The sequence below is a fragment of the Geodermatophilus sp. SYSU D01105 genome (genome assembly GCF_054050095.1).
This window is the reverse complement of the sequence record NZ_JBJGYR010000005.1, coordinates 122,358-136,711: the sequence shown is the minus strand read 5'-3', so window position 1 is coordinate 136,711 and position 14,354 is coordinate 122,358. Positions and strand designations below refer to the sequence as shown.

General features: G+C 77.4%; 14 protein-coding genes. 2 read left to right on the top strand and 12 right to left on the bottom strand.

Annotation, left to right across the window (positions count from 1 at the left end; genetic code table 11):
- Positions 1 to 3: 3 nt before the first annotated feature.
- From ACI79I_RS06370 to ACI79I_RS06345, 6 genes are all read right to left on the bottom strand, one after another.
- Complete coding sequence (locus ACI79I_RS06370) at positions 4 to 1,398, bottom strand: RsmB/NOP family class I SAM-dependent RNA methyltransferase (RefSeq protein WP_456991445.1); 1,395 nt, start codon at positions 1,396 to 1,398, stop codon at positions 4 to 6.
- Complete coding sequence (gene fmt, locus ACI79I_RS06365; protein WP_456991444.1) at positions 1,395 to 2,372, bottom strand: methionyl-tRNA formyltransferase; 978 nt, start codon at positions 2,370 to 2,372, stop codon at positions 1,395 to 1,397. Before fmt ends, ACI79I_RS06370 begins: the two co-directional genes overlap by 4 nt.
- Entirely contained in the window at positions 2,321 to 2,854 is a 534-nt protein-coding gene (def, locus tag ACI79I_RS06360) for a peptide deformylase (protein WP_456991443.1), read from the bottom strand. Before def ends, fmt begins: the two co-directional genes overlap by 52 nt.
- A 49-nt stretch (positions 2,855 to 2,903) precedes the next feature.
- Positions 2,904 to 3,758, bottom strand: a complete 855-nt coding sequence (locus ACI79I_RS06355) for a protein kinase domain-containing protein (RefSeq protein WP_456991442.1) — start codon at positions 3,756 to 3,758, stop codon at positions 2,904 to 2,906.
- Positions 3,759 to 3,829: 71 nt separating this feature from the next.
- Entirely contained in the window at positions 3,830 to 3,979 is a 150-nt protein-coding gene (locus ACI79I_RS06350) for a hypothetical protein (protein ID WP_456991441.1), read from the bottom strand.
- A gap of 6 nt (positions 3,980 to 3,985) precedes the next feature.
- A complete protein-coding gene (locus ACI79I_RS06345) occupies positions 3,986 to 5,875 on the bottom strand; it encodes an ABC transporter ATP-binding protein (RefSeq protein WP_456991440.1) in 1,890 nt (629 codons plus the stop codon).
- 235 nt (positions 5,876 to 6,110) lie between these two features.
- Between ACI79I_RS06345 and ACI79I_RS06340 the strand changes: the two genes are divergently transcribed.
- Positions 6,111 to 6,755, top strand: a complete 645-nt coding sequence (locus ACI79I_RS06340; RefSeq protein WP_456991439.1) for a response regulator — start codon at positions 6,111 to 6,113, stop codon at positions 6,753 to 6,755.
- Positions 6,756 to 6,892: 137 nt separating this feature from the next.
- Positions 6,893 to 8,026, top strand: a complete 1,134-nt coding sequence (locus tag ACI79I_RS06335) for a hypothetical protein (RefSeq protein WP_456991438.1) — start codon at positions 6,893 to 6,895, stop codon at positions 8,024 to 8,026.
- A 19-nt stretch (positions 8,027 to 8,045) separates the two neighbouring features.
- Here the strand turns inward: ACI79I_RS06335 and ACI79I_RS06330 are convergent, their stop codons facing one another.
- The 6 genes from ACI79I_RS06330 to mihF form a co-directional block, all read right to left on the bottom strand.
- Positions 8,046 to 10,004 (bottom strand): primosomal protein N', encoded by a 1,959-nt coding sequence (locus ACI79I_RS06330; protein WP_456991437.1) that lies wholly within the window; start codon positions 10,002 to 10,004, stop codon positions 8,046 to 8,048.
- A 259-nt stretch (positions 10,005 to 10,263) separates the two neighbouring features.
- Positions 10,264 to 11,460, bottom strand: coding sequence for a methionine adenosyltransferase (metK, locus tag ACI79I_RS06325; RefSeq protein WP_456991436.1), 1,197 nt, complete (start codon positions 11,458 to 11,460; stop codon positions 10,264 to 10,266).
- A gap of 107 nt (positions 11,461 to 11,567) precedes the next feature.
- Complete coding sequence (gene coaBC / locus ACI79I_RS06320) at positions 11,568 to 12,779, bottom strand: bifunctional phosphopantothenoylcysteine decarboxylase/phosphopantothenate--cysteine ligase CoaBC (RefSeq protein WP_456991435.1); 1,212 nt, start codon at positions 12,777 to 12,779, stop codon at positions 11,568 to 11,570.
- Positions 12,780 to 12,874: 95 nt separating this feature from the next.
- The gene (gene rpoZ / locus ACI79I_RS06315) at positions 12,875 to 13,138 is read right to left on the bottom strand and encodes a DNA-directed RNA polymerase subunit omega (RefSeq protein ID WP_089305624.1); all 264 of its coding nucleotides are present in this window, start codon (positions 13,136 to 13,138) and stop codon (positions 12,875 to 12,877) included.
- A 60-nt stretch (positions 13,139 to 13,198) separates the two neighbouring features.
- The gene (gene gmk, locus ACI79I_RS06310; RefSeq protein WP_456991434.1) at positions 13,199 to 13,810 is read right to left on the bottom strand and encodes a guanylate kinase; all 612 of its coding nucleotides are present in this window, start codon (positions 13,808 to 13,810) and stop codon (positions 13,199 to 13,201) included.
- 40 nt (positions 13,811 to 13,850) lie between these two features.
- Entirely contained in the window at positions 13,851 to 14,201 is a 351-nt protein-coding gene (gene mihF, locus ACI79I_RS06305) for an integration host factor, actinobacterial type (protein ID WP_456947867.1), read from the bottom strand.
- Positions 14,202 to 14,354: the final 153 nt, after the last annotated feature.

Below are 14,354 nucleotides of genomic sequence, written 5' to 3'. Positions count from 1 at the left end.
GCCTCAGCCGGTGCGGCGCAGCAGCGCCATGAACATCGCGTCGGTGCCGTGCCGGTGCGGCCACAGCTGCCCGTACCGCCCGCGGGCGACCCCGGGGACGCCGGGGAACAGCGGGGCGACCGGGAGCACCTCGACGTCGTCCCGGGCGGCCGCGGCGTCGACGACGGCGACGGTCTCGGCCGTGTGCGGGGAGCAGGTCACGTAGGCCAGCACCCCGCCGGGCCGCACCGAGGCCAGCGCGCTGGTCAGCAGCGCCGTCTGCAGCTCGACCAGCGGGGGGACGTCCTCCGGCGTCCGCCGCCAGCGGACCTCGGGGCGGCGGCGCAGCGCGCCCAGCCCGGTGCACGGGGCGTCGAGCAGCACGCGGTCGAAGGAGCCCGCCGCCCACGACGGGCGGCGGCCGTCGGCGACCAGCACGTCGACGTCGTCCTCGTCGCGCAGGGCCTGCCGGACCAGCTCGGCGCGGTGCGGCGACCGGTCGGCGGCGGTCAGCCGCACACCCGCCGGGCGCACCGCGGCCAGCAGGGCGGCCTTGCCGCCGGGGCCGGCGCACACGTCCAGCCAGGCGGTGTCGGGTCCCTCCAGCGGCGCGCGGGCGAGCAGCAGCGCGGCCAGCTGGCTGCCCTCGTCCTGGACGCCGGCGGTCCCAGCGCGGACCGAGGGCACCCGGCCGGGGTCGCCGCTGCCCAGCCGGACGGCGTGCGGCGACCACGGCCCCGGCGTGCCGCCGGACTCCTCGGCCAGCCGGTCGCGGGCCACCCGGCGGGCCACGAGGTGCACCTCGGGCGCGGCGTCGTCGGCGAGCAGTGCGGCCTCGAGCTCGTCGTCCCCGCCGAGCGCCTCCCGCCAGGCCCGCACGATCCAGCCCGGGTGGTCGGTGGCCAGGGCCAGCCGCCGCTCGTCGTCCCCACCGAGCCGGTCGAGCCAGGCCGCGCGGTCCCCGCCGGCGGCCACCTTGCGCAGCACCGCGTTCACCAGCCCGGAGGGGCCGGCGCCGACGATCGCCCGCGTGAGGTCGACGGTGGTCGCGACCGCGGCGTGGGCGGGGACCCGCAGGTCGAGCAGCTGGTGGGTCCCGAGCCGCAGCAGGTCCAGCACCCGCGGGTCGAGGTCGGCCAGCGGGCGGTCCACCAGCCCGGCGAGGACCGCGTCGAGGGTCCCCGTGGCGCGCAGGGTGCCGTAGGCCAGCTGGGTGGTGAAGGCGGCGTCGCGCGCGCCGAGCTGCCGCTCGCGCAGCAGCTGGGGCAGCAGCAGGTTGGCGTAGGCCTGGCGGGAGGAGACCGCGTCCAGGACGTCGTAGGCGGTCAGCCGTGCGCCGTCGAGCTGCGGCCGGGGTGCCCGCCGTCCGTCGCGCCGTCCCGGCCGGGGCCGGCCGGGACGGCGCGGAGGGTGGCTCACGTGCCGACCTGCTCGCCCGGGGCCGGCCGGGCGCCGCGCGCCCAGTCGACGGCCGGGAGCAGCCGCTTGCCGGCCGGCTGCACCTCCCCCAGCCGGACCGCGCCGGAGCCGGTGCCGACCAGCACGCCCGTGGGACCGACGGACAGCTCGCCCGGCGAGAGGCCGAGGGAGGTCGGCAGGGGCTCGACCGGGCCGAGGCGGAGCCGGTCCCCGCGCCAGGTGGTCCACGCGCCCGGCGCCGGGGTGACCCCCCGGACCCGGCGGTCGACGACGTGCGCGGGCAGCGCCCAGTCGACCCGCGCGTCGGCCGGCTCGATCCGCGGCGCCAGGCTCACGCCCTCGGCCGGCTGCGGCTGCGGCTCGAGCGTGCCGGCCGCGATGCCGTCCAGCGTGGCCAGCAGCAGCCGGGCACCGCTGTCGGCCAGCCGGCCGAGCAGGTCGCCGGCGGTGTCCCGCGGCGCGATCGGCTCGGTGACCACGCCGTAGACCGGCCCGGTGTCGAGGCCGGCCTCGAGGCGGAAGGTCGAGGCCCCGGTGACCTCGTCGCCGGCCATGATCGCGTGCTGCACCGGCGCCGCTCCGCGCCAGGCCGGCAGCAGGGAGAAGTGCAGGTTGACCCAGCCGTGCCGCGGCAGGTCCAGCGCCGCCTGCGGGACCAGCGCGCCGTAGGCGACGACCGGCGCGCAGTCGACCGCGAGGCCGGCCAGCCCGTCGAGGAACTCCGGGTCGCGCGGGCTGCGCGGCTGCAGCACCGGCACGCCGGCGGCGTCGGCCCGTTCGGCGACCGGGGAGCGGCTCACCCTCCGGCCGCGCCCGGAGCGGGCGTCGGGGCGGGTGAGGACGGCGACGACCTCGTGGGAGGAGTCGAGCAGCAGGTCCAGGGCGGGGACGGCGACCTCCGGCGTCCCGGCGAAGAGGAGCCTCAGTGGGGGCTCACCTCCACGCGCGGCACCCAGGCCGGCACGCCGGTCCACTCCGCGGCGGCGATCTCCGCCAGGGCGGCCGCGCGGGCGGCGTCCGCGAGCCGGTCGACGAACAGCACGCCGTCGAGGTGGTCGACCTCGTGCTGCACCGCGCGGGCCAGGAGGTGCGAGCCCTCGACGCGCAGCGGCTCGCCGTGCAGGTCGAACCCGGTGGCGGCCACGTAGAGGTGACGGCGGCAGTCGTAGGCGAACCCCGGGATGGACAGGCAGCCCTCGGGCCCCTCCTGGAACTCCTCGCCCACCGCGGACACGACCGGGTTGACCAGGTGGCCCAGCTCGCCGTCGACGTGCCAGGTGAACACGCGCAGGCCGACGCCGATCTGCGGAGCGGCCAGCCCCGCTCCCCCAGCGGCGAGCATCGTGTCGGTCAGGTCGGCGACCAGCCCGCGCAGCTCCTTGTCGAAGTCGACGACGGGCGCGGCGGGGGTCCGCAGGACCGGGTCGCCGTAGAGCCGGATGGGGGTGACGCTCACCGGTCGATCGTAGGCAGGGCCCGCCGCACCCCTCGGACGGCGGCCCGGGTCAGCCGCCGACGAGCGCGCCGGCGGGCAGGGACGGGTCGGCCCAGCTCGGCCACGGACGCGTCTCCTCGGCCCCCGCGTGGACGGCCAGCTCGGCGATGGCGGTCGCCACGTCCGGTCGCCGGGCGGGGTCGGGGTCGGTGAGCCGGTCGACGACCGCGGCCACGCCTGCGGCGCCATCGGCGGCGGGGTCCAGGATCCTGCGCAGGGTCGCCCCGACCCCGTAGACGTCCAGCGCCGGCGTCACCGGGAGGCCGGTCGGGTCGCCCACCTCGGGTGCGGTGTAGCCGTCGGTCCCGACCCGCTCGCCTGGGCGGAGCCGGGACCCCAGTCGCCGCGAGGAGCCGAGGTCGACCAGTCGCGGGCGGCGGTCGACGAGCAGCACGTTGAACGGGTCGACGTCCAGGTGCACCAGGCCGCGGGCGTGCAGGGCGCGCAGCGCCCCGAGGACGAGGACGCCCAGCCCGGCGGTGTCCTCGGCGGGGAAGGGACCGCCCTCGGCGAGGCAGTCGCCCAGGTCGGGCCCGTCCAGGTACTCGACGGCGATGAACGGTTGCCCCGCGTCCCGGCCGTCGTGGAGCAGGCGCGGGACGGCGGGGTGCAGCAGGCGGGTCAGCGCCCGGACCTCCCGGTGCAGCGCGGTGGCGTGCTGCGGCTGCCACCCGGGGCGCACGGTCTTCACCACGGCCGGCGCCCAGAGGTCGACCGACCAGCACAGCCACGTCTCCCGGCGGGCACCGACCGCCAGCCGGGTCCAGGCGAGGTGCCCCGGGACCAGGGGGTCCCCCGGCGCGGGGTCCCACACCGGCCGGCCGTCGCGCCGGGCGGTGGTCACCGGCACCGGGTTCGGGTCCATCGTCGCTCCCTCATCGGCGCCCGGGAGCCGTCCCACCGGAGCCGGTCCGGTGGGACGGCCCTCCCCACGGCTCAGTCGCAGTCATCCCAGTCGTGGCGGTCGTAGTCGTCGTCGTGGTCGTCCCAGTGGTCGTGCTTGTCGTGGGTCCACGTGTCGGTGTCGTCGTGGTCGTGGTGCCGGCGGACGGTCACCTCGCCGACGACGCGGCGGAAGGTCGTCATGGTCGTTCACCTCCTCTCGACGGTCTCGTGGGCTGCGGCGGGGACCAGCACCTGACCCCCGTCGTCCTGTGCGGCGGGCGGCCGCGGGCGCGGGGCACCGTTCCCGGATCGGTGCCGCGCGGGTCGGGCCTCGCCGGTGGCGGCACTGCGCGCCGGCTGGGGGGCGCCCGCGGTCCGGGGGACGGGGCGGGGCCGCAGGGGGCGTACGTGCACCGTCCGGTCGGCGATGGCCGCCAGGACCGGGTCGTGGGTGACCAGCAGGACCGTGCGGTCACGTGTGGCGTCGCGGATGGCGCCGACCACCTGCCGCGCGGCCTCGGCGTCCAGCGACGTGGTGGGCTCGTCGAGGAGGACGACGGGCGCGGTCGAGACCACCGCGCGGGCGAGCGCCACGCGGCGGCGCTGGCCGCCGGAGAGCAGGACCCCGCTCTCGCCCAGGGGGGTGTCGTAGCCCTCCGGCAGGGCGGAGGCGAACTCGTCGACCCAGGCGGCGCGGCCGGCGGCGAGCACCTCGGCACGCGTGGCGGCCGGGTTCCCGAAGGCGATGTTCTCCGCGAGGGTGGCGTCGAGCAGCCACGGGTCCTGCGGCACGAACGCCAACTGCCGCCGCAGGTCCACGGTCGAGAGCTCCCGGACGTCGACGTCGTCGAGGAGCACCCGCCCCGCGTCGGGGTCGTAGAGCCGCAGCAGCAGGGCGAGCACCGTGCTCTTGCCCGCCCCGCTGGGCCCGAACAGGCAGACCGTCTCGCCGGCACGGACGGTGAGGTCCAGGTCGCGCAGCACCGGGCGGTGGGGGGTGTACGAGAAGGTGACCGACTCGAGGCGGATGCCCTCGCGCACCGCCGGGACCGGCGCCGGCGACGCCGGTTCGGGCACCACCTCCGGGCAGGCCAGCACCTCCTGGATGCGCTGGGCGCTCGCGTTGGCCTTGGCCTGCACCCCGACCAGCCGCACGAGGCTGCGCACCGGGGACTGCAGCTTGCCGAGGTAGGACAGGACGACGAGCAGCTGTCCCGTGGTCAGCGCGCCCGCGCGGACCTGGATGCCGCCGGCGACGAGCACGATGCCGGCCCCCAGCGCGAGCAGGACCCCGGGCACGGGCCCCCAGCGCGCCTCGACCACCGCGGCGCGGGTGGACGCGGCGACGGCCTGCTCGTTGGGGCCGCCGAACAGCTGCCCGGCCCGGTCCAGGCGGCCGAACGCCTGCACGGCCCGGACGTTGCGCAGCAGGTCCGTGGCCACGGCCGAGAGCCGCCCCGAGGCCTCGCGGGCCTCGCGCGTCGCCGCCCGGACCCGGCGCCGCTGGCTCAGGGTCAGCCAGACCAGCACGGGCAGGACGACGAGACCCAGCCAGGCCAGCGACGGGTCGACGGTGAACAGCAGCACCAGTGAGCCGGCCAGGAGCAGGACGTTGGGCAGCAGGGTGGTGAAGGTCGCGACCACCGCGTCGGTCACCCGGCCGACGTCGGAGGTCAGCCGGGAGACGACCTCGCCGGTGCGCATCCGGTCGTGCCAGCGCAGCGAGAGGGTCAGGGCCCGCCCGAAGAGGGCCGCGCGCAGCGCCCCGCCCATCCGCGTGGACGCCCGCATGGCGCTCGACCAGGTGGTGACGTCGAGGACGGCGTTGGCGGCCGACAGTCCGACCGTCGCCGCCCCCGCGGCCACCAGGAGCCCGACCGGGCCGAGACCGGACAGGACCGCGGCCGGCCCGGTGAGCGGGCGCCCACCCAAGCCGTGGTCGACGGCGAGGGCCAGCGGCCACGGCGACAGCAGCGACGTGGCGACCTGCCCGGCGGCCGACCCCGTGGCCAGGGTCAGCCGGCCCGCCTGTGGCCGGACGAAGGGTGCCGCGACCCGCAGGGCCCCGGGGGGCCGCGGAGCAGCGTGCGCCGGCATGCGGACCAGCCTGAGCCGCTTCGAGGTGGAGTATCCATCCGTCCCTGGGCGTACACCGTTGGTCCCCGGCGCGCGGGAGAGCAGAGGCCGCACCGCGGACACCCATTCCGAGCCGGATGAGTCTTATCCTCTGCGACGTGATCCAGATCACGTCACGGCGGGTGGGGTGGCGGGCGGCGCCCCGGCCGGTCCCCGTGGGGGTGGTCTCCCGGATGGTGGCCGCCGGGTCGCCGTCGTGATCCGCGTCCTGGTCGTCGACGACCACGCGGTCGTCCGCCAGGGACTGATGAGCCTCCTCGAGGAGGGCCCGGACATGGAGTGCGTCGGGACGGCGGGGGACGCTGACGGCGCGCTCGACCTGACCGAACGGCTCCGGCCCGACGTCGTCATGCTGGACCTGTCCATGCCGGGGCAGGACGGCATCAGCGTGATCCGCTCCCTCCGGGGGCGCGGCGACTCCGCGCGGATCCTGGTCCTCACCTCGTTCGGGGAGGGCTCACGGGTCCTCGAGGCCCTCGACGCCGGCGCCGACGGCTACCTGCTCAAGCACGCCTCGGCCGAGGCGATCCTCGACGGCGTCCGCGCCGTGGCCGCCGGGGGCGGGCCGATCGACCCGCAGGTCGCCCCGTCGGTGATCGCCGCGCTGCGCGACCGCGGCCAGACCGAGCTGCTTACCGACCGGGAGCGCGAGGTCCTCGAGCTGCTCCGCCAGGGACACCCCAACAAGGTCATCGCCCGCCGGCTGCGCATCGCCGAGGGCACCGTGAAGACCCACGTGACCCACATCCTGCAGCGAGTGGGCGCCGCCGACCGCACCCAGGCGGCCCTGTGGGCCGAGCGCCACCTCCGTCCCACGCGGCACGAGGAAGGGAGCTCCTGATGTCCCGGAGCGCCCCGACCGGCCGTCGGGCCCCCGGTCCTGCCCAGCTCCCTCCCGACAGCCGGCACCGGATGGTGGTGGTCGGGCGCGCGGCAGCGGCTCCCCGGCCGCGCCACCGCTGGTCGGGGATCGTGCGGGTGACGGCCGGCACGCTCACGATCGCGGGGGCCTTCCTGCTGGTCGTCCTGGTCGGCACCTGGACCGGCCTGTCGCTCGTCGACGGGCCGCGGGTCCCCGGCCGCCCCCCGGTCCCCCAGGCGCTCCCGCCGCCCCAGGACGACCCGCCGCCCGCCGAGGCCCTCGGCACCGGGGAGCACCTCCCGCCCCCGCCACGCGTCCTGCCGGTCGACCCCACCGCGCCGTCCGGGCGGGCCATGCTGCCGGCCGCGGCCACCCGGGAGCGGGCCGTCGGCGTGGCTCCTCCCGACCGCGGTGACCGCGCGATCGCGGTCGCCGCCCAGGTCCCGGCGGCGTCGGCTCCCGTGGCCGGACCGCCGCCGGTGGCGGCGTTCGCCCCGGTCGACCGCCCCTCGGCCACCGCACCCACGCCGGCACCTCGCCCCACCGACCCCGCCGCACCCGCCCCGGTCGCGCCGGGACCCGGTGCCCCGCCGCCCGCCGTCGCCCCGGAGCCCGCACCGGTCCCCCCGGCGGACACCGCGACCCCACCCGACACCGCGACCCCGGCCGACACCGCACCTCCGGCCGACACCGCACCTCCGGCCGACGCCGCACCTCCGGCCGACGCCGACCGGCCGGCCGCCGCCCAGCGGAGCCCGGCGACGACCGACCCCGGCGCGCCCGGTCCCGAGCGGGAGGCCGACCGCGACCGGCACGGCCAGCGCGACGGGGAGCACGACGCCGACGGGGAGCGCGACCGCGACGGCGAGCACGACCGCGACGGCGAGCACGACCGCGACCGGCACGGCGACGGCGACGGGAAGGGCGACGGGAAGGGCGACGGGAAGGGCGACGGGAAGGGCGACGGGAAGGGCGACGGGAAGGGCCACGAGGAGGCCGACCGCGACCGGGAGCGGGACCGCGACGGGCACCCCGGCGGTCACGGGCACCACGACGTGGGCCGGCACGCCGACGGCGACCACGAACCGTCCCGCCCGGCTCGGCCCGCCCAGGGCCCAGCATGTGGCGGCGACGAGCCGTGCGCGCCGGCGCGCCCGGCGGCTCCCGCCGCGCCCACTCCGGCCGTGGAGACCCCCGCCGAGGCCGCTCCCACCGGGGACGCCGCCGCCGAGGTGCCTGCTCCGGCGTGACCGCCGCCCGGCCCCGGGCTCAGACCAGGTCGAGCGGGTCGAGCTGCACGCGCACGTGCTCCGGCGCCTTCTTCGCGCTGCGGACGCCCTGCACCTCGGCCAGCGCGTGCGCCAGCGCCACTCCCTCCGCGCGGGGCACCCGCACCAGGTAGCGCTCCCGCTCGCCGTCCTGACCGGGACGCGACGGCTCGGGCACCGGCCCCAGCAGGTCGGCGTCGGCCGGGAGGCGCGCGGCCTCCAGGAACTCCGCCAGCGCGTGCGCCGTCCCCGACAGCGCGGCCATGCGGGTCACCGGCGGGAAGCCCAGCGCCCGCCGGTCGGCCAGCTCACGGTCGGCCAGCCAGGCCGGGTCCCACCGGACCAACGCCTGGACGACGGGGTGCGCGGCGTCGGCGGCGACGACGACCTGCCCGCCGGCCGACGCGGGACGCACCAGCGTCGCCGCGTTCACCCAGCGGCGGAGGGTCTCCTCCCCCGCGCGCAGGTCGGCGCGGCCGAGCAGGGCCCACGAGTCCAGCAGCAGGGCCGCCCCGTAGCCCCCCTCGGCGACCGGTTCGGCGCCCGGTGTGGCGACGACCAGCGCCGGCCCCCCGGGCACCGACGCCAGCACGCCCGAGCCCCGCCCGGAGACCCGCACCGCCGCGCCGGGGAACGCGCGGCCCAGCTCCTCGGCGGTGCGGGCGGCGCCCACGACCGACGCGCGCAGCTTGGTGCCGTGGCAGTGCGGGCAGTCGAAGGTCGCCGCCGGGCGGGCGCACCAGCGGCAGGCCGGCACCCGGGAGCCGCCCGGGCCGGGGGTGGGGGCGATCCCCAGCGGCCCGGAGCAGACCGCGCAGCGGGCCGGGGCGCGGCAGCGGTCGCAGGCCAGCCCTGGCGCGTACCCGGCGCGGGGCACCTGCACCAGCACCGGGGCGCCGTCCGCGAGGGCCTGCCGGGCGATGCGGTGGGCCAGGCTGGGCAGCCGGGCGGTGCGGGCCGCCGGGTCGCGGGCCAGCTCGGCGTCGGCCCCGAGCGCCTGCACCCGCGGCATGGCGGCCCGCAGGGTGGCGCGGTCGGCGACCAGCTCGTGCGCCCAGCGGCTCTCGACGAGCAGCTGCGCCTCCGCGGTACGGGCGGTGGCCGCGACGACCGCGGCGCAGGAGGCCAGGTGCGCGCGGTGCACGAGGACGTCGCGCGCGTGGGCGTAGGGCGCCCGCGGTTCGGCGTGCAGGTCGTCGCCGTCGTCCCAGATCGCCACCAGGCCCAGGTCGGCGACCGGCGCGAAGGCCGCGGCCCGTGCCCCGAGGACGACCCGGGCGGTGCCGCGGACCGCGTCGAGGAAGCGCCGGTAGCGGGCGTCGGGCGCGGCGTCGGCACGGAGCACGACGAACGACCCGCGGGGCAGCCGCTGCTCCGCGGCGGCCGCCAGCCGGTCGAGGTCGCGGCCGTCCGGCGCCACGACCAGCGCGCCGCGGCCGCCCGAGAGCGCGGCCTGGCACAGCTCGACCAGCCGGGCCGGCCAGTCCTCGCCGGGCAGCGCCGTCCAGACCGCGCGGGCCGGCCGGCCCTCGGCGACGGCCGTCAGCAGCGCCGGACCGGCCGGGTACCGCGCGAACCCCGCCGGGTCGGGTGCGGCCGGGGGCGGCGGGGGCTCGGCGGCGGGCCGCTTCTCCGCGGCGGCGCGGCGCGGCGGCACGGCCAGCCGGAGCACGTCGGTGACCGTGCCGCCCCAGCGCTGCGCGACCGAGCGGGCCAGGGCGAGCACCTCTGGGGTGAGCACCGGCTCCGGCGAGACGAGCTTGGCCAGCGGCGCGAGCTTCCCGCCGTGCTCGCTGGTGTCCCCGAGCTCGACGACGAACCCGTCGACCAGCTGGCCGGCGAAGCGCACCCGCACCCGGCAGCCGGCCCGGACCTCCCCTGCCCCCTCCTCGGGGACGGCGTAGTCGAACGGACGGTCCAGGTGCGCCAGGGGCACGTCGACGACGACCCGGGCCACCATCGGGGTGCGGGCGCCCGGGTCGTCAGGGGTGGGCCGGGTCAGCGGGAACTCCGTTCGACGCGGGGAGGGGCCACCCGAGTGTCGGGGCCGGTACCGACAGCGGTGTGCGCCCGGGCGCGCTCCGCCAGCGGAACGCGCCACGGGCGCACAGCACCGACCCGACCGGCACCGCTCCCCGCGGGTCCACGTGGGGCGGCGGCCCCGTCCTGAGGCTCACCCCCAGCTCGCTCGCGAGGGGTGAGGAGGGCGGGGTCCTCCGTCAGACCCCCGCGGCCGAGCGGAGAGCGTCGACGCGGTCCAGCCGCTCCCACGGGAGCTCGACGTCGGTGCGACCGAAGTGGCCGTAGGCGGCGGTCGGCGCGTAGATCGGCCGCAGCAGGTCCAGGTCCCGCACGATCGCGCCCGGGCGCAGGTCGAACACCGCACCGATCGCCTTCTCCAGCACGTCGTCGGTGACCGCGCCGGTGCCGAAGGTCTCGACGAACAGGCCGACCGGGTGGGCGGCGCCGATGGCGTAGGCCACCTGGACCTCGCAGCGGCGGGCCAGGCCCGCGGCGACGACGTTCTTGGCGACCCAGCGCATCGCGTAGGCGCCGGACCGGTCGACCTTCGACGGGTCCTTGCCGGAGAAGGCACCGCCGCCGTGGCGGGCCATGCCGCCGTAGGTGTCGACGATGATCTTGCGGCCGGTCAGCCCCGCGTCGCCCATCGGGCCACCGATGACGAACTTGCCCGTGGGGTTCACCAGCAGGCGGTAGCCGTCGGTGGGCAGGCCGAGGGCGGCCAGCTCCGGCTCGACCACCAGCTCCTGGACGTCGGGGGTGAGCAGCTGCTCGATCGAGATGTCCTCGGCGTGCTGCGAGGAGACGACGACCGTGTCGACGCCGACCGGCCGGTCGTCCTCGTAGACGACGGTGACCTGGGTCTTGCCGTCGGGCCGCAGGTAGGGCACCGACCCGTCCTTGCGGACCGCGGACAGCCGCCGGGACAGCCGGTGGGCCAGCGCGATCGGCAGCGGCATCAGCTCGGGGGTCTCGTCGGTGGCGTAGCCGAACATCAGCCCCTGGTCGCCGGCGCCCTGGCGCTCGATCTCGTCCTCGGCCGTGCCGGAGGTGCGCGCCTCGTAGGCGGTGTCGACGCCCTGCGCGATGTCCGGGGACTGGGAGCCGATCGAGACGCTGACCCCGCAGGAGGCGCCGTCGAACCCCTTGCGGGAGGAGTCGTAACCGATCCGGAGGATCGTCCGGCGGACGATGTCGGCGATGTCGACGTAGCCGGCGGTGGTGACCTCGCCGGCGATGTGCACCTGGCCGGTGGTGATGAGCGTCTCGACCGCGACCCGGCTGCGCGGGTCCTGCTCGAGCATCGCGTCGAGGATCGAGTCGCTGATCTGGTCGGCGATCTTGTCCGGGTGGCCCTCGGTCACCGACTCGGACGTGAAGAGACGGCGTGGCACTCGGGGCTCCTGTCGTTCGGGAACGGATGGGCCCTGCCGCGGGGCAGGGGCGTGAGGTGAACGGTACCGGCGGGCGACGGCGGCCGGGCGGCGCACCGTCAGGAGGCTCAGGGCAGCCGCGGGGCGACCACGGTCCAGATGCCCGCCGCGACGGCGTCCTTGCCGCCCTGCGGGACGTCGGTCGCGGTCCCGTCCGCGGCCAGCACGACCGCGGCGTTGTCCGGGCGGCCGAAGACCTGCCCGCCGGACACGTCGTTGACCACGAGCAGGTCGCAGCCCTTGCGGGCGAGCTTGGCCCGGGCGTGGGTGAGGACGTCTCCCTCGTCGTCCCCGGTCTCGGCGGCGAAGCCGACGACGAGCTGGCCGGACCGGCGCTTGGTGACCAGCTCGGCGAGCACGTCGGGGTTGCGCACCAGCGGCACCGCACCGGGTTCGGCGGCGCTGTCCTTCTTCAGCTTGGTGCCGGCGACCGTCGCCGGGCGGAAGTCGGCCACCGCGGCGCTCATCACGACGACGTCGGCGTCCGGCGACTCCGCGAGCATCGCGGTCCGCAGCTCCTCCGCCGTCCCGACCGGCACGACGCGGACGCCGAACGGGGCGGGGAGGTCGACGTTGGCCGCGACCAGCACCACCTCCGCGCCGCGGGCGGCGGCGACCCGCGCCAGCGCCCAGCCCTGCCGCCCCGAGGATCGGTTGCCGAGGTAGCGGACCGGGTCCAGCGGCTCACGGGTGCCGCCGGCGCTGACCACCACCCGCCGTCCGGCGAGGTCGGGGGCCAGTGCCGCGGCGCCCTCGGTGAGCACCACGCCGGCCAGGGCGGCGATGTCGGCCGGCTCGGGCAGCCGTCCCGGGCCGGAGTCGGGGCCGGTCAGCCGGCCGACGGCCGGCGGGAGCACGATCGCCCCGCGGCGGCGCAGGGTGGCGACGTTGTCCTGGGTGGCCGGGTGCAGCCACATCTCGGTGTGCATGGCCGGGGCGAAGACGACCGGGCAATGCGCGGTGAGCAGCGTGGCGGCGAGCAGGTCGTCGGCCCGCCCGGCGGCCGCGCGCGCGAGCAGGTCCGCGGTGGCCGGCGCGACGACGACCAGGTCGGCGGTCTGCCCGATGCGCACGTGGGCCACCTCGTCGACGTCGGACCAGACGGTGGTCGTCACCGGGTTGCCCGACAGCGCCTCGAAGGTCGCCGCGCCGACGAAGTGCAGCGCCGACGGTGTCGGGACGACCCGGACGTCGTGCCCGGCCTCGGTGAACGCCCGCAGCAGGAGAGCTGCCTTGTAGGCGGCCACGCCCCCGCTGACGCCCAGCACGATCCTCGCCATGCGCCCATCCTCCTCACACGACGAGACACCCGGCACCTGCCGGGTGTCTCGTCACCAGTTCGGGGCCCCGCGACGGGGTGGACCGGGGTCCTCGTTCAGTTGTCGCCGGCGGTGTGGGTGAGCAGGCCCTCGTTGATCTCGCGCAGGGCGATCGAGAGCGGCTTCTCCTGGGGGGCGGTGTCGACCAGCGGGCCGACGTACTCCAGCAGGCCCTCGGAGAGCTGGCTGTAGTAGGCGTTGATCTGCCGCGCGCGCTTGGCGGCGAAGATCACCAGGCCGTACTTGCTGCTGGTGCGCTCGAGCAGCTCGTCGATCGGCGGGTTGGTGATGCCCTCGGGGGCGGGTGCGACTCCGGACACGGGCGGGCGTGCTCCTCAGATCGTTCGGCGGGAGTGCGGACGGCGCGACCGGCGGGCCCGCTACTCGTGGGCGCCGCTGCTCGGGACGGGGCCGGGCGACGGCGCAGTCAGCAATCGTACCAACTCGTCCGCGGCCCGGGCGACGTCGTCGTTGACCACGACCACGTCGAACTCCCCTGCGGCGTCCAGTTCGGCCTGCGCGATCGCCAGCCGCCGCTCCTGCACCGCCGGCGGCTCGGACCCGCGGCCGGCCAGCCGGCTCACCAGCTCGGCCCACGACGGCGGGGCGAGGAACACCAGCTGCGCACCGGCGTCCCGGGCCCGGACCTGACGCGCGCCCTGCAGCTCGATCTCCAGCAGCGCGGGCGCCCCGGTGGCGAGTCGCTCGCGCACCGGGGCGACCGGCGTGCCGTAGCGGTTGCCGGCGTACTCGGCCCACTCCAGGAGCCCGTCCTCGGCGATCAGCCGGTCGAACTCCGCGTCGGAGAGGAAGTGGTAGTGCACCCCGTCGACCTCACCGGGGCGAGGCCGGCGGGTGGTGGCCGACACCGACACCCACACGTCGGGGTGCCGGCGCCGGACCTCGGCCACGACCGTGCCCTTGCCCACCCCCGACGGTCCGGAGAGCACGGTCAGCCGCGCCGGGGTGCGGTCCTCGGCAGCACTCGCCACTCGTCGTCGTCCTCGACCTCCGGGTGCCTCGTCGTGCGGGTCAGCCCTCGACGGAGACCTGCTCGGCGGCGACCTTCTCGCCACCGAACTCCGCTTCGAGGGCCTTGCGCTGGTTGGCACCCAGGCCACGCACCCGGCGGGTCGGGGAGATCTCGAGCCGCTCCATGATCTTGGCAGCCCGTGCCTTGCCCACTCCCGGCAGGGACTCCAGGACCGCGGAGACGCGCATCTTGCCGATGACCTCGTCGGTCTCGCCCTGGCGGAGGACGTCGCCGACGGTGGCGCCCTTGCTCTTGAGCCGCTCCCGCAGCTCGGCACGGGTCTTGCGGGCCGCGGCCGCCTTCTCCAGTGCGGCGGCGCGCTGTTCGGGGGTCAGGTCAGGAAGGGGCATGGTGCGACCCAATCGTGTCGTCGCCGGCTCGCGTCTCGACCGGCGGGCTCGGTGCGGTGTCGGGGCCAGGCTCTCTGCTGAGCCTGTCGGCCAACCTAGTTCCCGGTATATGTGCAGGTCACGCCCTTCTGAACCACACGATTCCAGCAATCG